Source organism: Corynebacterium durum (assembly GCF_030408675.1).
GTDB classification, from domain to species: domain Bacteria; phylum Actinomycetota; class Actinomycetes; order Mycobacteriales; family Mycobacteriaceae; genus Corynebacterium; species Corynebacterium durum.
The window spans coordinates 2,394,831-2,412,529 of sequence record NZ_CP047200.1 but is presented as its reverse complement, the minus strand read 5'-3'; the positions used below and the strand labels follow the sequence as shown (position 1 = coordinate 2,412,529).

The 17,699-nt window shown below is 55.9% G+C and carries 18 protein-coding genes; 15 read left to right on the top strand and 3 right to left on the bottom strand.

Translation table 11 applies throughout. The features are described 5' to 3' along the window. Positions 1-102: 102 nt before the first annotated feature. Positions 103-483, top strand: coding sequence for a hypothetical protein (locus CDUR_RS11245; RefSeq protein ID WP_218865445.1), 381 nt, complete (start codon positions 103-105; stop codon positions 481-483). 9 nt (positions 484-492) lie between these two features. Beyond that, entirely contained in the window at positions 493-972 is a 480-nt protein-coding gene (locus CDUR_RS11240; protein WP_179418273.1) for a glutathione peroxidase, read from the top strand. Positions 973-1,048: 76 nt separating this feature from the next. Here CDUR_RS11240 and CDUR_RS11235 read toward each other — a convergent pair whose 3' ends face one another. Beyond that, entirely contained in the window at positions 1,049-2,185 is a 1,137-nt protein-coding gene (locus CDUR_RS11235; protein ID WP_179418272.1) for an ABC transporter ATP-binding protein, read from the bottom strand. A 503-nt stretch (positions 2,186-2,688) separates the two neighbouring features. Between CDUR_RS11235 and CDUR_RS11230 the strand changes: the two genes are divergently transcribed. The 7 genes from CDUR_RS11230 to purL all read left to right on the top strand — a co-directional run bounded on the left by CDUR_RS11230 (position 2,689) and on the right by purL (position 9,878). Beyond that, positions 2,689-4,014: an ABC transporter substrate-binding protein gene (locus CDUR_RS11230; RefSeq protein ID WP_006062454.1), complete on the top strand. Its 1,326-nt coding sequence runs from the start codon at positions 2,689-2,691 to the stop codon at positions 4,012-4,014. Positions 4,015-4,108: 94 nt separating this feature from the next. Next, positions 4,109-4,954: a carbohydrate ABC transporter permease gene (locus CDUR_RS11225; protein WP_006062455.1), complete on the top strand. Its 846-nt coding sequence runs from the start codon at positions 4,109-4,111 to the stop codon at positions 4,952-4,954. Next, positions 4,951-5,832, top strand: coding sequence for a carbohydrate ABC transporter permease (locus tag CDUR_RS11220; protein ID WP_179418271.1), 882 nt, complete (start codon positions 4,951-4,953; stop codon positions 5,830-5,832). The genes CDUR_RS11225 and CDUR_RS11220 overlap by 4 nt, the downstream gene beginning before the upstream one ends. Before the next feature lie 42 nt (positions 5,833-5,874). Next, a complete protein-coding gene (locus CDUR_RS11215) occupies positions 5,875-6,498 on the top strand; it encodes a MusI family membrane protein (protein WP_179418270.1) in 624 nt (207 codons plus the stop codon). A 158-nt stretch (positions 6,499-6,656) separates the two neighbouring features. Beyond that, entirely contained in the window at positions 6,657-6,902 is a 246-nt protein-coding gene (gene purS / locus CDUR_RS11210; RefSeq protein ID WP_179418269.1) for a phosphoribosylformylglycinamidine synthase subunit PurS, read from the top strand. After that, the gene (purQ, locus tag CDUR_RS11205; RefSeq protein ID WP_179418268.1) at positions 6,899-7,570 is read left to right on the top strand and encodes a phosphoribosylformylglycinamidine synthase subunit PurQ; all 672 of its coding nucleotides are present in this window, start codon (positions 6,899-6,901) and stop codon (positions 7,568-7,570) included. The genes purS and purQ overlap by 4 nt, the downstream gene beginning before the upstream one ends. A 25-nt stretch (positions 7,571-7,595) precedes the next feature. Beyond that, positions 7,596-9,878 (top strand): phosphoribosylformylglycinamidine synthase subunit PurL, encoded by a 2,283-nt coding sequence (gene purL / locus CDUR_RS11200; protein WP_179418267.1) that lies wholly within the window; start codon positions 7,596-7,598, stop codon positions 9,876-9,878. Positions 9,879-10,160: 282 nt separating this feature from the next. On the opposite strand, the gene CDUR_RS11195 is transcribed toward purL, so the two are convergent. Both CDUR_RS11195 and CDUR_RS11190 read right to left on the bottom strand, forming a co-directional pair. Beyond that, a complete protein-coding gene (locus CDUR_RS11195; protein ID WP_179418266.1) occupies positions 10,161-11,171 on the bottom strand; it encodes a hypothetical protein in 1,011 nt (336 codons plus the stop codon). Positions 11,172-11,296: 125 nt separating this feature from the next. After that, positions 11,297-12,280 carry an acyl-CoA thioesterase gene (locus tag CDUR_RS11190; protein ID WP_179418265.1) on the bottom strand — a complete coding sequence of 328 codons (984 nt, stop codon included), beginning with the start codon at positions 12,278-12,280 and terminating at the stop codon, positions 11,297-11,299. 51 nt (positions 12,281-12,331) lie between these two features. On the opposite strand from CDUR_RS11190, the gene CDUR_RS11185 reads away from it, so the two are divergent. The 6 genes from CDUR_RS11185 to CDUR_RS11160 all read left to right on the top strand — a co-directional run bounded on the left by CDUR_RS11185 (position 12,332) and on the right by CDUR_RS11160 (position 17,627). Then, entirely contained in the window at positions 12,332-12,697 is a 366-nt protein-coding gene (locus CDUR_RS11185) for a sterol carrier family protein (RefSeq protein WP_179418264.1), read from the top strand. Positions 12,698-12,702: 5 nt separating this feature from the next. After that, positions 12,703-13,419 (top strand): VIT1/CCC1 transporter family protein, encoded by a 717-nt coding sequence (locus CDUR_RS11180; protein WP_179418263.1) that lies wholly within the window; start codon positions 12,703-12,705, stop codon positions 13,417-13,419. 354 nt (positions 13,420-13,773) lie between these two features. After that, positions 13,774-14,319, top strand: coding sequence for a hypothetical protein (locus CDUR_RS11175; RefSeq protein ID WP_179418262.1), 546 nt, complete (start codon positions 13,774-13,776; stop codon positions 14,317-14,319). Positions 14,320-14,459: 140 nt separating this feature from the next. Continuing rightward, positions 14,460-15,953, top strand: coding sequence for an amidophosphoribosyltransferase (gene purF / locus CDUR_RS11170; RefSeq protein ID WP_411763061.1), 1,494 nt, complete (start codon positions 14,460-14,462; stop codon positions 15,951-15,953). A 28-nt stretch (positions 15,954-15,981) separates the two neighbouring features. Then, positions 15,982-17,052: a phosphoribosylformylglycinamidine cyclo-ligase gene (purM, locus tag CDUR_RS11165; RefSeq protein WP_179418261.1), complete on the top strand. Its 1,071-nt coding sequence runs from the start codon at positions 15,982-15,984 to the stop codon at positions 17,050-17,052. 296 nt (positions 17,053-17,348) lie between these two features. Then, positions 17,349-17,627: a hypothetical protein gene (locus CDUR_RS11160; protein ID WP_179418260.1), complete on the top strand. Its 279-nt coding sequence runs from the start codon at positions 17,349-17,351 to the stop codon at positions 17,625-17,627. The last annotated feature ends 72 nt before the right edge of the window (positions 17,628-17,699 follow it).

Sequence of the window (17,699 nt, the reverse complement as noted above, 5' to 3'; positions counted from 1 at the left end):
GCGATGCAAGGGCAAGAGGTTATTTTCATAGACACGAGTATCCTGTGCAATATTGTGCCAGTTCCGGGATTCAATCAGGACCAAGAGGAAGTTCGTGCTGAGATGAAAGAGCTTGTTGAGAAGAAAGCTAAATTTATCCTCCCCATCACAGCAGTCATTGAAACAGGAAACCATATTGCGCAGCTTCCTGGTGGCAATGACCGCAGGGAAAGCGCTGAAAGATTCTCTGAAATCCTTCGTCTAGTTGTGGAGCACAAGGCTCCCTGGTCTCTCGTTGATGTGGAATGGAGGGAAGATTTTCTCAGTGACTTACTTGAAGGTGCAGACACTGAAGAATCGTTGGTGGATCTTGCCACGAGAGGAGTTGGCCTGGGTGACCTGTGTATCTTGACCGAGCGCATGAGGTATGAACAACGTACTCAACTTAGGGCAACGATTTGGACCTTTGACCAGGCACTAGCGGCACATAACCCCAGCAGGTAGTTTGTAGCCATGGCTTCTTTGTACGACATTCCCGTAACCACCCTTGATGGGCGCGAGACCACCATGAATGATTGGGCAGGTCATGTGCTGCTTATTGTTAATACCGCTTCTAAATGCGGTTTGACCGGGCAGTATGAGGGGTTGCAACGCATCTTCAATGATTACGCTATGCGCGGTTTCTTTGTCATTGGCATGCCTTGCAACCAGTTCGGTGAGCAGGAACCCGGTACTGCCGACGAGATTTCCGATTTCTGCTCGGTAAACTACGGCGTGTCCTTTCCGCTACTGGCAAAAGCCGACGTCAACGGCGAGAACACCCACCCCCTGTATGCGTTTTTGAAGGACGCCACCGGTGGCGAGGACATTCAGTGGAACTTTGAAAAATTTGTGGTCTCCGATTCAGGAGAGGTGCTGGGCAGGTTTTCCCCGAAAACCGACCCAGAAGATGATGAGCTTCTGGAACTCATCGAAGACAACCTGCCTGTTTAAGCTTTTGCGTATCGACGCCGCGAATAAAAGGGGTGGTTCGGGAGGCGCGGCGTCGATACGCGTATAAAGCCGCAGGTTAGTCAGGCAGCCGAAGCCCGGTCGCCTTGGAGAAATTGTGTTGGCCACCGGGTTTGATGCGCACGTGGACGACGGAACCGACTGACGGGGCAGTGTGGGGTTCCGCGCGAATAATAATCTTGTCGGTGCTCTCCTTGTCGGGATTTGTGTCGGTACCGGAGCCGAGATCGCCGCCGCCGTGGAGGTGGCCGTAAATGTAGGAATCGGAACCGAGTTCCTCAACAACCTCAATCTTAATGGGGATGGTGTTGTCGCCGGGTTCGACAATTTCAAGCGCTTCGGGGCGGAACCCAATGACGATTTGGGCGTGATCGTCGGCGGTAATGGCATTGTGCGTGGCTTCGGAAAGCCGAATGCGAGCATTCCCGAGGGTGGCATAGCCGTCCCCAGACAACATGAAGGTGCCCAAGTTCATGGCGGGAGAGCCGATGAAACCTGCCACAAACTCGTTGGCTGGGGTTTCATACATTTCGCGGGGAGTGCCTACTTGCTGCAACACGCCGTCTTTAATCACGGCAATGCGATCACCCATGGTGAGTGCTTCAGTTTGGTCGTGGGTGACATACATAGTGGTCACGCCAAGCTCGCGCTGCAGAGCGGCAATTTGCGTGCGAGTTTGCACACGAAGTTTTGCATCCAAGTTACTCAGTGGTTCGTCCATGAGGAACACTTTGGGACGGCGAACAATAGCGCGACCCATAGCAACACGCTGACGTTGACCACCAGACAATGCCTTGGGCAGGCGATCAAGAAGATCCGTGAGGCCGAGCGATAGGGCGGCGGATTCTACGCGAGTAGCAATTTCTGCCTTGTCCATCTTGGCCATTTTCAGGGCGAAACCCATGTTGTCCCGAACAGTCATATGCGGGTATAGGGCGTAGTTTTGGAAAACCATGGCAATGTCACGTTCCTTGGGTGGAACGGTGGTGACATCACGGTCGCCAATGAGGATGCGGCCGCTGTTGACCTCTTCGAGGCCCGCAAGCATACGCAAGGTGGTGGATTTACCGCAGCCGGAAGGGCCGACAAGAACAAGGAATTCGCCGTCGCGAATCTCCAGATTTACTTTATCCACCGAGGGCTTGTCATTGCCGGGGTAGATGCGTGTGACATTGTCAAAAGTCACTGTTGCCATAGTGTGTAACCTCCATCGGCAGGTACGTGCCGAACGATCCGTAGTGAGAGATGTAGCGCGATGTGCTACCTGAAATGAAGCGCACATCTAGAGTCAAAGCTAGCATGACCTGATGGTGCACATAGTGCTTCTTTCGACGCCTGACATACGGCAGCAGTGGTGTGCCGTCATTAAGGTGAATGATGTTTCACCTGTTCAGGGCTTTATTGCTGGCTATATGTTGCGTATTTTTCCAACGCAAACCGTGGGTGTGCGGGCTTAAGTGAAAAATGACATATCTAAAAGAAGTTACTAAAAGGGCGCAATCATGTAGGCTTCCTTACAAGAGTGTGCCAGAGTTGATGTAACTCACACCCATTTGGTGCCTGTGAGTATGATCGGGATTGGCCAGGAGCGTCCACTGCTACGCAGACGATGAGGCGTCATATCGCCATGTGACCTGCGGATTCAAAGGGCTTGCCTGACTCTTTGTGCACTGCCTTAACTTCAAGGGAGATCTACTCATGGTTAGTTTCAAACGCGTTGTCGCCACCATCGCGGCTAGCGCGCTCGTGGCAGGAAGCCTTGCGGCCTGTTCATCTGCGGAGGATGGCCCGTCCGTCTACTTCCTCAACTTCAAACCGGAACAAGATGCGATATATCAGAAGATTGCAGCAGCATACACTGAGGAAACAGGCGTCCCGGTCAAAGTGGTGACCGCTGCAAGTGGCACCTATGAGCAAACGCTCAAAGCTGAAGTGGGCAAGCGAAACCAACCCACGTTGTTCCAGGTGAACGGCATTGTGGGGTTGAAAAAATGGTCTAAATTTACTGCAGACCTCACTGACGCGACGTTTACCAAGGAACTCAATGACAGCATTGACCCTCTGACCGGCGATGATGGGAAAATACGTGCCGTGCCTTTTGCGGTGGAAGGCTATGGCATTCTCTACAACGAGGAGATCTTTGATAAATATTGCGCCATGGAGGGTGCCAAAGTCTCTAGCCCAGAAGAGATTAAGGACTTTGCCACACTGAAAAAAGTCTCCGAAGACATGCAGGCCAACAAGAAGGAACTGGGCATTGACGGGGCCTTTGCATCAACATCGTTAGCATCAGGTGAAGCATGGCGGTGGCAAACCCACCTTGCCAACATTCCCATCCACTATGAACTCCAGGATCTTGGGGCAGATGACTCCGACAATCTGCAGTTCACCTACAACAAAGAATACAAAAACCTCTTTGACCTGTACCTCAACAACTCTACGGTGGAGAAAACGCTAGCACCATCAAAGTCGGTGTCTGACTCAATGGCTGAGTTTGCCCAAGGCAAGGCCGCCATGGTCCAAAACGGAAACTGGGCGTGGGGGCAGATCAGCGAGGTGAGCGGCAATGTGATTAAAGAAGACAAGCTCAAGTTCCTGCCCATGTATACCGGTATGCCAGAAGACTCTAAGCAGGGGTTGGCTGTGGGAACTGAAAATTATCTTGCCGTGAACCAGAAGGCATCCGAGGAAGACCAGAAGGCCACCATTGACTTTGTCAACTGGCTGTACACCACTGATAAAGGCAAAGAGTATGTGGTGAACGAGCTTGGCTTCATCGCCCCCTTCAAAACCTTTAGCAAGGACGATATCCCAGACGACCCTTTGGCAAAGCAGATCGCTGATGCGATGGACAACCCTGACCTTGAGTCCGTGCCGTGGGACTTCCAGACTTTCCCATCACAGCAGTTCAAGAACGATTTTGGGCAGGATCTTGCCCAGTACGCCTCAGGAAAGACCGGATGGGATGAGGTTGTAAGAAATTTTGTTGATAACTGGGCGGCTGAAAAGGCCGCACTCAAATAGTGCCCAAGCCGTGGGTGCGTCCGCCTGACCGGTGTATTTTTCCAGGTCGTGGTTGGTTGCACTCCGGCTCCTGTGACCACAGAATGGCTTTCTCATGCAAGCATCGTTGAAAAAGTACTTCCCAATATTTGTTCTGCCCACGCTCATTGCGTTTTCCATCGCGTTCGTGGTGCCGTTCATCATTGGGTTCTTACTATCGTTTACCGAGTTCACCACCGTCACTGACGCGGAGTTCAACGGAGTGCAAAACTACGTTGATGCCTTTAGTAAGCGGGAAGGATTCGTGTCGTCCTTTGGCTTCACCGCTTTGGTGGTTGTGGTGTCGGTGATCACTGTCAATGTGTTCGCCTTCTCCATCGCGTGGATATTGACCCGTAAGTTGAGGGGTACGAACTTTTTCCGCACCGTGTTCTTCATGCCTAACCTCATCGGTGGCATTGTGCTGGGCTACACCTGGCAGTCGATGATTAATGCCGTGCTGGCAAAGTACAGCACAACCATCATCGCGGACTGGAAGTTTGGCTATGTGGGCTTGATTGTGTTGATCAACTGGCAGCTGGTGGGCTACATGATGATCATCTACATTGCTGGCCTGCAAAACGTTCCGCCAGAACTTATTGAGGCCGCTGAACTAGATGGTGCGACCAAGTGGGGTGTGCTTCGGCACGTGACTATCCCGATGGTGATGCCGTCTATCACGATTTGTCTGTTCCTGACCTTCGCTAACACGTTCAAAATGTTTGACCAGAACTTGGCGCTGACGAATGGTTCGCCGCGCCACCGCACTGAAATGGTGGCACTGAACATTGTGGACACCATGTTTAACCGCACCGGGGTTGAAGGTGTTGGCCAGGCCAAAGCAGTGATCTTTGTTGTCGTCGTTATTGTGTTCGCCCTGTTCCAGCTCAGGGCAACCCGAAGCCGGGAGGTTGAGGCATGAGTGCCACACCACAAGCATCAAAAGCGCCAAAAGTGGCAAAAAAGAGCATCAGGCCCGCTGACATCCCCTTGTATGCCGTTTTGGTGTTCCTGACGGTGGTGTTCCTCGGTCCCATCTTCTTCATTGTGTTCAACTCGTTTAAGAGCAAGTTTGCTATTTCCAGTGATCCGTTTTCCATCCCCGTTGGTGAGATGTGGGCGGGTTTTGAAAACTACGCCGTCGGTCTGATGCGCGAGGGCTTCCTCTGGGCCGTGATCTGGTCATTTACCATCACGATTTTGTCGGTGATAGCCATCGTGTTTTTCTCGGCGCTTACCGCGTATTACATCACGCGTGTGAAAACCTGGTGGACGTCCACGCTGTATTACTTGTTCGTGTTTTCCATGGTCATTCCGTTCCAGATGGTCATGTTCCCCACTGTGAAAATCGCGGATACGTTGCACTTGACCAATCCGGTGGGCATCGCGGTGTTGTACATGGGGTTTGGTGCTGGCCTGTCGGTGTTCATGTTTGCTGGTTTTGTGAAGAGCATCCCGCTCGAAATTGAGGAGGCGGCCATGATCGACGGCTGCAACCCTGTGCAAACATATTTCCGGGTGGTGATGCCCATGTTGAAGCCAACGGCAATCACCGTGGCTATTCTCAATGCGATGTGGGTGTGGAATGACTATCTGCTCCCGTACCTGGTCATTGGTTTGTCCACGAAGTATAAGACCATTCCTGTGGTGGTGCAGACCTTCGTGGGGTCGAATGGTAACCGCGACTTGGGCGCGATGATGGCAATGCTGGTCCTGGCGATCGTTCCGATTGTTATCTTCTACATTTCTGCACAGAAGTACATTATTGAAGGTGTCGCCGCTGGTGCTGTGAAAGGCTAAGATCGCATCCGTCCCCTGATTGGTTGCGGAAAATAGGTGTTCATGCCAGGATTATTCAGCACTGAGGGCAAGTTCTATGGAGCATTGTCCCTCGCCGCGGATCTTGTGATTGTTAATGTCATGATGCTGGTGGCAATGCTGCCCGTGGTCACCGGCGGTGCCGCTCTGCGCGCCGCTACAGTGGTGATTACTCAGTTGCTGAATAATGAGGCTGGCACCCCAGTTCGCACATTTCTGCGGGAGTTTACGCGGAAATGGAAAGCATCAACCGTCTGGTGGTTCATTACTACCGCGTTGATGTTGTTCGCGGTGTATGAGTTTTATGTGATTTTTCGCGCCGACGTGGGTAATACAACGCGTCTTCTTCTCTGTGCTTCGGTGCTGTCGGGGGTCTGCGTCCTTGCGGCCGTGAGCGTGTGGTTTTACCCGTTAGCTCACGTGGGTGGGGTTCGTTCAACGCTGACGCATTCCGTGCAGCTCGCATTCGCCCAGCCGCTGCGCACAATTGTGGGGGTTATTTTCACATTGTCACCATTGTTGGTGTTTGCGGTAGCGGGTTCTCAACTGGGGGTTGTTGTGGTGTTTTATGCGCTCATTGGTGCGGCATTTACGCAGTATCTGGTGCTGCTTGCGCTGGGAGAGAACGCGGGCGTGGTCAGCCGCTAGCCAACCGCTTATCGACGCCGTGCCTCCCGAATGTGTGCTACCTAGCCCACGCTATGTGCACAAGGTATGTCAAAAGTTGGCGACGCTGTAAGCTGATGGGCGACTGTAGGTCATTCATCAGCGGTGGCTGATTAGTGCTGGATAGGAGCTATAAAATCGTGGCCCGTGTAGTTGTGAACGTGATGCCAAAGGCAGAGATCCTTGATCCGCAGGGAAAAGCAGTGGTGCGTGCTCTGGACCTTATTGGGGTTAAGGGGGTGTCAGATGTTCGTCAGGGGAAGCGCTTTGAACTTGAGGTCGATGAGTCAGTGACGGCGGCTGAACTGGAGAAAATCGCTGAGGTTCTGCTGGCGAACACCGTGATCGAAGATTATGAGGTTGTTGGTGTCGAGGTGGCCCAGTGACGGCAAAGATTGGGGTCATCACATTCCCCGGAACGTTGGATGATGTTGATGCCGCCCGTGCGGTTCGGTATGCGGGCGCGGATGCTGTGAGCCTGTGGCACGCCGATGACGACCTGAAAGGTGTCGATGCGGTAGTTGTCCCAGGCGGTTTTTCGTATGGGGACTATTTGCGTTCCGGCGCGATTTCCGCTTTAGCCCCGGTGATGCGTTCGGTTATCGACGCCGCGCACAAGGGCATGCCAGTTCTGGGTATTTGTAACGGATTCCAGATTCTCACTGAGTCCAAGCTTCTTCCCGGCGCGCTGACCCGTAACGAGGGCCTGCATTTCCATTGCGTGGATACATTTTTGACGGTGGAGAATAACACCACCGCTTGGACGAATACCCTGGATAAAGGGCAGGATATTCTTATTCCCTCCAAGCATGGGGAAGGGCGTTTCCAGGCTTCTGCGGAGACCATCGCAATGCTGGAGGGCGAGGGCCGCGTGGTATTCCGCTACACCGATAATTTCAATGGTTCCATGAATGCTATCGCCGGTATTTGTTCGGAAAACCAGCGGGTTGTTGGTTTGATGCCGCACCCAGAGCACGCTATTGACCTGTTGACCGGACCGTCTACGGACGGCCTACAGCTGTTTTTGTCCGCCGTTGGCACGTTTGCTGCCTGATTGTGATTGGGAAGATTGTACTGACATGAATGCTCCTTTCAATGATACTGTTCCCGCCGCTCAGGCAGACCCGGATGCGGAACAGCCGTATGCAAGCTTGGGCTTGAAGGATGACGAGTACGCGCGGATCAAGGATATTCTTGGTCGTCGTCCCACCGACGCGGAATTGGCTATGTATTCCGTGATGTGGTCGGAGCACTGCTCCTATAAGTCTTCTAAAGTGCATTTGCGTTATTTCGGTGAAACCACCACCCCGGAGATGAATGAGAAGATTCTGGCGGGTATTGGTGAAAACGCTGGTGTGGTCGATATTGGGGATGGTCATGCGGTGACGTTCCGCGTGGAGTCTCATAATCACCCGTCGTATGTGGAACCGCATCAGGGTGCCGCCACAGGTGTGGGCGGCATTGTGCGTGACATTATGGCGATGGGTGCACGGCCAGTGGCGGTGATGGATCAGCTGCGTTTCGGCCCTGTCGACGCCCCGGATACCAAGCGTGTGCTGCCGGGTGTGGTTGATGGTGTGGGCGGTTATGGCAACTGCCTGGGCCTGCCGAACATCGGCGGTGAAACCGTTTTTGATGAATCCTACGCCGGGAATCCACTGGTCAATGCGCTGTGCGTGGGCACGTTGAAGGTGGAGGACCTGAAGCTAGCGTTTGCCTCTGGCTTGGGCAATAAGGTGATGCTTTTTGGTTCCCGCACGGGTCTGGACGGCATCGGCGGTGTGTCGGTGTTGGCCTCGGACACGTTTGAGGAGGGGGCCGAACGCAAGCTGCCCGCAGTGCAGGTGGGAGATCCGTTTGCAGAGAAGGTGCTCATTGAGTGCTGCCTTGACCTGTACAAGGCTGGAGTTGTGGTGGGCATCCAGGATCTTGGCGGCGCGGGATTGTCCTGCGCGACGTCGGAACTCGCCGCAGCTGGTGACGGCGGCATGCTGGTGAACCTGGATATGGTGCCGCTGCGCGCGGAGAACATGACGGCCGCCGAGATTCTGGCCTCGGAGTCGCAGGAACGCATGTGCGCGGTGGTCACCCCAGACAATGTGGAGAAGTTCACGGAAATTTGCGCCCACTGGGATGTCACGTGCGCGGAGATCGGCGAGGTCACGGACAACGATCACCTGGTGATTACCCATCGCGGCGAGGTGGTTGTTGACGCCCCGGCGCACACGATCGCCCACCAAGGGCCAGTGTACGAGCGCCCCTGGGCCCGGCCCGCGTGGCAGGATGAACTACAGCAGTTTCAGGGCGTCGAAAAGCCCTCTGACCTGCGCCAGGCGCTTCTGCGCATGGTGAGTTCGTCGGCTCTGTGCTCGCGTGCGTTTATTACCGAGCAGTATGACCGCTATGTGCGCGGTAACACGGTGTTGGCGCAGAACTCTGACGCTGGTGTGCTGCGCATCGACGAAACCACCGGCCGCGGTGTCGCCGTGTCTGCCGACGCCTCGGGACGCTACACCAAGCTCGACCCGAACACGGGCGCGCGGTTGGCGTTGGCGGAGGCGTACCGGAATGTTGCTGTCACCGGTGCCACACCTGTCGCGGTGACCAACTGCCTGAACTTTGGCTCGCCGGAGAACCCGGACGTGATGTGGCAGTTCCGTGAGGCTGTGCACGGGCTTGCCGACGGCTGTGCTGAACTGGGCATTCCGGTGTCAGGTGGCAATGTGTCCTTCTATAACCAGACCGGCACGGAACCCATCCTCCCCACGCCCGTGGTGGGTGTGTTGGGGGTGATTAACGACGTCGCGGAACACATTGGCCACACCCTCGGCACCGTGGACGGGCCCGAGGACCTCTACGTTGTGGGTGCCACCTTCAACGAGTTCGGCGGTTCCATCTGGCAGCAGGTCTCCGGTGGCGGCCTGAACGGAATGCCGCCCGCCATTGACTTGGCCAACGAGCAGAAGTTGGTGGAGTTGTTCTCCGGCCCGCGCGTGTTCACCGCTGCGCATGATGTCTCCGAGGGCGGCCTAGCGCAGGCGGTAGCGGAGCTGGCTATGACCTCTGGCGACGGGGTCGGCGTGGACATTGATGTGGCGGCTGTTCACGAGGACCCGTTTGTGGCGCTGTTCTCCGAATCCGCTTCCCGCGCGGTAGTGGCCACCACCGATGGTGCAGCTCTGGAGGGACGTGCCCGTGAACTGGGTATTCCCTGCGTGAAGCTTGGGCGGACCAACAGCGATAAGCAGGTCCGTGTTGCCGGACAGTTTGACGTTCCCGTTGCCGAACTCCGCGAAGCGTGGGCTGGCACCCTGCCCGAGATTTTCGGGCATGCCGTGGGCGCGAACTCCGTGGTGGAGTAGAGGGGCTCACGTAAAGTTTGCTTATCTCTGAGCACGAAAAACGCTGTTTTTTGTGCTTGGGCATAGGCAAACTTTCATGCATGTGGTTTTGGCTCGCCCAGGGAAACGGCAGTTTGATGGACCGCAACATCCCCTGGTCAGATAGGTCTATTGCCAGGTACAAAAACACCTCATTTTCGAACCCCACGATGGACTTACCTTGCATAAACATCGTTCAATGCCTGATGGTCTGACTACAGCCGCCACGCCGTCTAGGGGGTGCTGAAGGTATGGGGATGCCGACTAGCTGCTCAAACCTTTGCCAAAGATGCCAGTGAAGAAGCTGCCGATGGCTTTGAAGATGCTGGTGAGGAAGTCGAAGGGGCTGCTGCCGCCGGGCTTCCCGGTCGGCTTCTGGCCGGGTGAAGGTTTATCAGCAGGAACAGCCTTGAGAGCAGCGTCAAGCGCAGCGATAGCAGCAGTGACAGCATTTTTGTTGTCGCTGGGGAGGCCGTCGGGGATGGCGTTGAACTTTGCCTTTGCATCGTTCAGGGCGGCGCGGGCGGCATCGACAGCCGGGGAGGACTTTCTGTCGTTGAGTTTCTTCAACTCACCATCAATCTGGGCGAGTGCTTCGGCTTTGTAGTCTTTCAGCGCTTCTCGCGTGTTGTTCTTGTCTAGACGGGAGTGCGCAATGTCGTATTTTTCCTGCGCTGCAGCAACGGCTTTTTCTGCCTCTGCTATCGCTGCGTAATAGCCATCCAGGGTGGCTTTCATCTGTTTTTGTGCGGCGAGGATTTTGTTGTTGGCGTCAACCACAGTGTTGTGCTTGTCGTCGCTGGAGCGGTGGTAGGCTTCATCAAGTTTGTTATCGAAGTCGGTGAGCGCTTTTTCGCTGGTGAAAGGACGGTAATCCTCAGCAATGACGGAGATGTTGCCGAGGGTGTCCAGTGCTACTGGGCCACCTGGCTCGCCGATCTTGGGCAGGTTGAGATTGGACACATTGGCGTTGAGGGTCTCTACGCTCTTGTTGAACTGCATACCCGCCTCGCCGTAGCTGAGTCCATCAGTGGATTCGGCTTTGCTGAGGGCATTGTGGGTGTCGCGGACTTCCTGTGCAGCGGTGGCTACGTCCTGCGCGGCTGCGATGCCCAGGAGTACTCGTTCTTTTTTGTTGGTGGGAACTTTCGGGTCTGCAGGGGCGATGTGGTCGGCCGCCGGTGCGGGGTTGGGGATGGCGACGGCGGGGGTGGTGCCGGACAGCAGGATGGATGTAGCAACAGCCGCTGCCAGGAGTCCGTAACGACGTTTCATGAGATGAACGCTCCTTAAGCCGAAGATAAGAAAAATCTTGTCTAATTAGCAAAGAATCATCTCATGAACCTTAGAAAAGGCCAATTTCCTGCGGAAGTGAGGGGGAGCTAACTTCTCTAGCTTCCCTAACTCCTTCGACCAATGAGTGGTTTGATCAATGGCTTCGGCGCGTACTCTGCCCGCAAGTCTCGTAGTGTTAAAGCATGCTCCGCTAGGCGAATGTCTTCCGTGGTGCGTGGCACAAACGGTCGCGCAGGCAATGGCACCCCATCAAGGTCCACGCCCACATACGTGATGGTGGCGTGAATGGCGTTTTCCAAAGCGTTCCGTCCGCTGCGCGGGTCCCCAGAGCGGACATGGACGACTACCTGCATGGAGCGGGCGTCGGTACGCAGGAGGCGGGCATCAACCTCAATGAGGTCGCCAATCTGGATGGGCCGGTAGAAGCGAATGCCGCCGGCATACACGGCCACGGTGTTTTCCCCGGACCATTCCATCGTGCAGGCGGAGGCGGCTTCGTCGATCCATTCCATTGCTGTGCCGCCGTGGACCTTGCCGCCCCAGTTCACATCCATGGGTTTGGCCAAAAATCTCGTGATCATGCGCGGGGCTTCCGACGGGCCGTCGTAAGTTTGCTTGTCCATCTCCGCCTCGATGGCGCGCCGCAGCTCAATACGAGACATAGCTGCGTCATGCACGCGCAGTTCCTCTTCTGTGCGGGGTTCAAAGGTGGGCACCGGTTGGGCCTTGCCGGTTTTGGTGTCTTTAGCAACGAAAATCACCAGGCAGTCGCAGGCGCGGGTAAATACACCCTCGCGTGGATCCGCAGAAAGCACCTCATTGACAATGTGCATCGATGACCGACCCGTCATGGCAATCCGCGAGCGCACCTCCACCATGTGACCCGACGGGATCGGTCGAGTGAAATGAATATGTCCCACATACGCAGTAACGCAATACGTTCCCGACCAGCCCACTGCGCATGCATACGCCGCTTTGTCGATCCACTCCAACACGCGCCCACCGTTGACGCCGTGACTCCCGGCCATCAACACATCCGTGGGTGCAGCAAGAAAACGCAGTGTAACTTCAGGGGAAAGAGTAGGCATAAAATCAGCATACAAACCCCCCGAATCACAGAAATACTAGAGTAGCTCTTTGTGAAAACCTCAGCTGATCCCGCCGCGACCCGCGCCGCCGTCCTCGCTGTTGAAGCCTGGATTCGCGACCCCGATGCCGCCTCTAGGCCCAGCCGTGCCGCGCTTGCCGACGCCGTCCGACTCACCGCCCGCACCCTCGAACATCTTGCTCCGGGCCACTCCGTGGAGGTGCGAGTCCCTCCCTTCGTGGCTGTGCAATGCATCGACGGCCCCCGCCACACGCGCGGCACGCCGCCCAATGTTGTAGAAGTGGATCCCCATACGTGGCTGCAAATCGCTACCGGACTGCGAGACCTCCGACCTGAAGACACGTCTGGGACCCGCGCCGCCGAAGTGGCGCACTGGCTGCCCATTGTGCCACTGTAAAGCATGTGACTACTGCTGAACACACTCTTCCGGAACCACATACCAGCGATGTTGGATCCCGCCTAAACTGGCTGCGTGCTGGAGTGCTGGGAGCCAACGATGGCATTGTCTCCACAGCGGGTTTGGTTATTGGGGTGGCGGCCGCTGGCACCTCCACCTCCGCGCTTGCGGCTGCTGGCATTGCAGCCCTAGCAGCAGGTGCTGTATCCATGGCATTGGGGGAGTACGTGTCGGTGTCGGCCCAACGGGACACCGAGCAGGTGTTGGTGCAGAAAGAGCGCTGGGAGCTCTCGAACATGCCGGACGCCGAACATCAGGAGTTGGTGGGTATCCTGCGCGGCAAGGGCTTATCTGAAGAAACCGCCGAGCGGGCCGCCACGGAAATGGCTGAGCATGATGCGTTGGGTGCGCATCTGGATCTGGAACTGGGGATGGATCCCGATGAACTGACTAATCCGTGGGTCGCCGCCTTATCCTCTGCGGTGTCGTTCATGATTGGTGCTGTGCTTCCGCTTGTTGCAGTGCTTTTGGCTCCTCAGGGGCATCGTGTGTGGGTCACTGTGGTGAGCACGCTCCTTGCGCTGACCATCACGGGAAGCATATCCGCGCGGTTTTCGCAGGCGCGTCGCGGTAGGAGCATTGCTCGCCTAGTGATCGGCGGGGGAGTGGCTTTGGCGGTGACGTACCTTGTAGGTGCGCTTTTTGGTGTGCAGGCAGGCTGAGCTGTATATCAGGGCCATATATCAGGAATCGTGTGGTCTACCGCGCTCTGTGAATAAAATATGCCCCCTGTTAGGGGGCATGCTTTTAGGATGGTGGGGGTTGTGTAGTATCGCTGTTCTTTCTGCTTATCTTGGTTGTAGCACCCGGAATATATATGCACCGCACGGGCATAAAGCTGCCTCTGTGTGGCGCCGTCACATTGCGTCAAATGACCGCTATGTTATCTATTTTTCATTGCAAAATAGTTACAAATAAATTACAAATGCACAACCGCGCTCAGTATCATATTTCATGCATAAAATCTAGCTAGAATAAGGTGCGTACTTGTTCCTATTTTGTTGTGAGGTGAGAATATGAAACGTGCATATGCCGCAGCTGTGATGGTCGCCAGCGGATTGCTCGCACCAGCCGTTATGCCGGCCGCCCAAGCTCAGGCAACGCCCAACGACACCGCCCAGGATAATCAAAAGAATTCGGGCTCCACCGCGCACAGGGTGCCTCCATTTGACCCGGGCTATTGGACCCCTGATCGCATGCGTAATGCAAAACCTGCGCCGATGCCCATAGATACAAGCGATGTATCGAAGCAGGCGGATCCTATCAGAATCAATGATGATGGTGACATCGTGCGTAATGATAGTGTGACCCACACGGTGCCTCCATTTGACCCGGGCTATTGGACTCCAGAGCGTATGCGCGATGCGGAACCTGCGCCGATGCCGAGCTTTCCTGAAGGGCAAAAGCCTGTCGAAAATGATGACTCTGTAACCCACACGGTGCCTCCATTTGACCCGGGCTACTGGACCCCAGAGCGTATGCGCAACGCTCAACCCGTTGAGAACGGGGTAGGGTATAACTACAAGATTTTGAAAGACTTTTTCAAAACCATACGTGGTTAATCCCCGTATATCCGCGTATAAGAATTTTTGTCCCACTACCGCTATGCAGGGGTGTCATAGAACGGTGATCGAGCCGGTTGGTGGACCCGCACGGGGGTGTGGCGAGTCGGGTTAGAGAAACGAACCCCAACCGGCTACGATTGGGCATCGTGGCAGCTTTGGATCAGTCCCCTCAGTTCCCTCTTGACGACCATGGCGAGCAAACACCCCGCGAAGAATGCGGTGTTTTTGGCGTGTGGGCACCGGGGGAGGAAGTCGCAAAACTTACCTACTACGGCCTGTACGCCCTCCAGCACAGAGGGCAAGAGGCGGCCGGCATCGCCGTCGGCGATGGCGATCAGATTGTGGTGTACAAAGACTTGGGTCTTGTCTCCCAGATTTTCGATGAGCAATCCCTCGACGCCCTGAAAGGCGACATCGCTATCGGGCACACCCGCTATTCCACCGCAGGTGGTACCTGCTGGGAAAACGCGCAACCCATGTTCCGCACCGCTTCCAACGGCAGTGATGTTGCGTTGGGGCACAACGGAAATCTGGTCAACTACCTGGAATTGCTTGACGATGCCGCGCGCAAAAAGCTCGTCGACCCGGCCACCAAACCATCCGATTCTGATGTGATGTGTGCCCTGTTGGCGCACGGCATCAGTGACGACACCAGTCTGGTGGAATCCGCCAAGAGACTACTGCCCACCATCAAAGGTGCATTTTGTCTCACCTTCACTGACGGGCACACTCTGTATGCGGCACGTGATCCTCATGGTGTGCGGCCATTGTGTATCGGGCGTTTAGACCGCGGGTGGGTGGTTGCCTCTGAGACGGCAGCGCTGGATATTGTGGGTGCCTCGTTTGTCCGGGAGGTTGATCCCGGCGAATTGATCATTGTGAATGCGTCGGGTGTGCGGTCCGAACGCTTTGCGGAGAAGAAACACAAGGGCTGCGTGTTTGAATACGTTTATCTTGCGCGCCCCGATTCGGTGATCAGACAGCAGAGTGTGCATGAAACCCGGGTGGAGATCGGGCGTCGATTAGCGGAGGAATACCCGGCCGACGGTGACCTTGTGATCCCTGTGCCGGACTCAGGTACCCCGGCGGCCGTCGGATATGCGCAGGGTTCCGGCATTCCTTTCGGGCTGGGACTGGTGAAAAACGCCTATGTGGGGCGGACGTTTATTCAACCCTCGCAAACCATCCGTCAGTTGGGCATTCGCCTGAAACTGAACCCGCTGCGGCAAATTATTGACGGCAAACGCCTGGTCGTCGTGGATGATTCCATTGTGCGTGGCAACACCCAACGCGCCCTGATCCGCATGTTGCGGGAAGCGGGGGCTGCTGAGGTGCATGTGCGCATTGCCTCCCCACCTGTGAAATGGCCATGTTTCTATGGCATTGACTTTGCTAGCCCCGGCGAACTACTGGCCAATTGCGTCGAAGGTAACGATGAAGATGCCATGGTCACCTCCGTATGCACCGCAATCGGCGCGGATTCCTTAGGCTATGTCTCTATTGGCAGCATGGTCGAGGCATCCAGGCAGGACTATGACGAACTGTGCTGCGCCTGTTTCGACGGTGTGTACCCCCTGGGGCTGCCCGCCGGGAATCCCAACGCTGAACTCGTCCGCAAAATGCAACACTAATTGATAACCGCAGAAAGAGAATTCCACCATGACTGACGCTCACGCCTCCTACGCCGCGGCTGGAGTGAACATTGCTGAGGGCGACCGCGCCGTCGAACTGATCGCCCCGTTGGCGAAAAAAGCAACTCGACCGGAAGTGCGCGGCGGCCTCGGCGGTTTCGCGGGACTTTTTGCGCTCGGGAAATACAAGCAACCCCTCCTCGCGGCGGGTTCCGACGGCGTGGGAACCAAACTCGCCGTCGCCCAGGCCATGGACAAGCACGACACCATCGGCATCGACCTGGTGGCCATGTGCGTTGATGACCTTGTGGTCTGCGGTGCCGAACCCCTGTTTCTGCAGGACTACATTGCGATCGGCAAAGTTGTGCCCGAACATGTCGCCGACATTGTCGCTGGCATCGCCGAGGGCTGCATACAGGCGGGTTGCGCGCTTCTTGGTGGTGAAACCGCGGAACATCCAGGCGTGATGGAGCCCGAGCATTACGACGTCTCGGCCACCGCCGTGGGCGTTGTGGAAGCTGAGGATGTTCTGGGGCCTGATCGTGTGCGTCCCGGCGACGTGGTGATCGCTATGGCCTCCAGCGGCCTGCACTCCAACGGTTACTCACTGGCGCGCCATGTTCTGCTGGAGAAAGCCAAGCTGCCGCTTGATAGCTATATGGAAGAACTCGGACGCACCCTGGGGGAGGAACTTCTCGAACCGACTCGCATCTACGCCAAGGATTGCCTGGCGCTTGCCGCCGAATGCGATGTGCACACCTTCTGCCATGTCACTGGTGGCGGACTCGCGGGCAACCTTGCTCGCGTCATCCCCGCCGGTCTGGTGGCGGAACTGTCCCGTGCCACCTGGACTCCCGGACAGATTTTCCGCATCATCGCCGACCTGGGCAAAGTGCCCCAGGAGGAAATGGACAAGACCTTCAACATGGGTGTGGGAATGGTGGCTGTTGTGGCCGCGGAGGACCGCGACCGGGCTCTTGCCATGTTGACGGCACGTCACATTGAAGCGTGGGAGCTTGGTACGGTGCGCAAAGCCGATGCCGAGAATGCTGAGGGGGCTCCCCGCGTGGTGTTGACGAGCGAGCACGCGGCGTACTGACAGTTTTTCACCAGGATGCGGATTAGAAGCCCCATAACTACCTAAACTCTCAGGCCAACATGCGTGTCGCAGCAATAGAGGAAAAGGGTCCAACTGCTAGGTTAGCCATTAACCAAAAATCACCTAGAAAGGTCCTTTCCGTATGGCTCACCTATCGTGCCTGTCTTGGCATTCCTACCCATATTGCTGACACGATCTGCTGCTGGCTTAAATATCCATCGCCTGGCCTGTGATAACTGCCGTTACCAACGCCCCGCCATCTGCAAGGCCCAAACACTACTGGGGTCCTGCGCTGGTTGATCGATGCCACTTCTGTGCATCGCTCAACCTATGACAGCGGCATTAGCCAAGCCACCGCATACCGGTATCTTTACAAAGCGCTCAATGTGGTTGCGCACCGTGCTCGTAGCTTGCAGCAAGTATTAGCTGATCAGGAAGCCGCAGGTGAGTTGATCTTGTGTTTGGATGGCACGTTTATTCACACTGACGTTGTTGCCATCGGAAAAGTCACCGGCCGCGATACCACCGATGACGGGGGAAACGATCTACGCAACAGTTGGTTGGTTTTCTGGTAGGCACTGGTGTTTCGGCGGGAACCTCCAAGTCTTATCCAACTGGGGTGGCAGGCCGTTGTTATATATCGCTCC

Coding starts and splice junctions, on each gene's coding strand:
- CDUR_RS11230 (WP_006062454.1), top strand. CDS start 2,689: ATGGTTAGTTTCAAACGCGTTGTCGCCACCATCGCGGCTAGCGCGCTC.
- CDUR_RS11195 (WP_179418266.1), bottom strand. CDS start 11,171: ATGAAACGTCGTTACGGACTCCTGGCAGCGGCTGTTGCTACATCCATC.
- CDUR_RS11190 (WP_179418265.1), bottom strand. CDS start 12,280: ATGCCTACTCTTTCCCCTGAAGTTACACTGCGTTTTCTTGCTGCACCC.
- CDUR_RS11235 (WP_179418272.1), bottom strand. CDS start 2,185: ATGGCAACAGTGACTTTTGACAATGTCACACGCATCTACCCCGGCAAT.
- CDUR_RS11245 (WP_218865445.1), top strand. CDS start 103: ATGAAAGAGCTTGTTGAGAAGAAAGCTAAATTTATCCTCCCCATCACA.
- CDUR_RS11240 (WP_179418273.1), top strand. CDS start 493: ATGGCTTCTTTGTACGACATTCCCGTAACCACCCTTGATGGGCGCGAG.
- purM (WP_179418261.1), top strand. CDS start 15,982: ATGACTGACGCTCACGCCTCCTACGCCGCGGCTGGAGTGAACATTGCT.
- purL (WP_179418267.1), top strand. CDS start 7,596: ATGAATGCTCCTTTCAATGATACTGTTCCCGCCGCTCAGGCAGACCCG.
- CDUR_RS11215 (WP_179418270.1), top strand. CDS start 5,875: ATGCCAGGATTATTCAGCACTGAGGGCAAGTTCTATGGAGCATTGTCC.
- CDUR_RS11225 (WP_006062455.1), top strand. CDS start 4,109: ATGCAAGCATCGTTGAAAAAGTACTTCCCAATATTTGTTCTGCCCACG.
- CDUR_RS11175 (WP_179418262.1), top strand. CDS start 13,774: ATGAAACGTGCATATGCCGCAGCTGTGATGGTCGCCAGCGGATTGCTC.
- CDUR_RS11220 (WP_179418271.1), top strand. CDS start 4,951: ATGAGTGCCACACCACAAGCATCAAAAGCGCCAAAAGTGGCAAAAAAG.